This is a genomic window from Neisseria sp. P0009.S007 (genome assembly GCF_051962515.1).
In genome coordinates this window covers 1-358 of record NZ_JBQCVF010000965.1, presented here as the reverse complement: position 1 = coordinate 358, position 358 = coordinate 1, and the positions used below count along the sequence as shown (strand labels likewise).

Annotated in this window: 1 protein-coding gene; it reads right to left on the bottom strand. The window is 44.4% G+C overall.

The annotated features are described in order from the left end of the window. The coding region (locus tag ACTHS3_RS17335) for a hypothetical protein (protein WP_440368680.1) at positions 1-299 on the bottom strand (299 nt) is incomplete at its 3' end. Between the last annotated feature and the right edge of the window lie 59 nt (positions 300-358).

The window sequence follows — 358 nt, the reverse complement described above, 5'->3', positions numbered from 1 at the left end:
CGTGAACCATTTGGATTTTTATACATATATTGTTCCCAGTTAGGTGTTATATTTTGTGCAATCGGGGTTGAGCTTGTTGGAATACCAGCTTCTTTTAAGGCAATAGTTCTAGCTGCATTTTTTGTGGGAAATTGTGAACAAGGGTCTTGCTCGTCTTTATTGCATCGCCCAACAGCAATATGCGATTTTGACCGGGAAGCAACAATCGCAGCCGCTGCATGCTGATGACCAGTAGTCGCTACTGAACTGCCAAAGCCACAAGAACTGGGAACAGTTCCTGCTAAGCCGAATAATCCCAATGGTTCAATCCATGAACCAGTATTATGCGGAAAAGCATACATATTCGCCCCCCCCCATC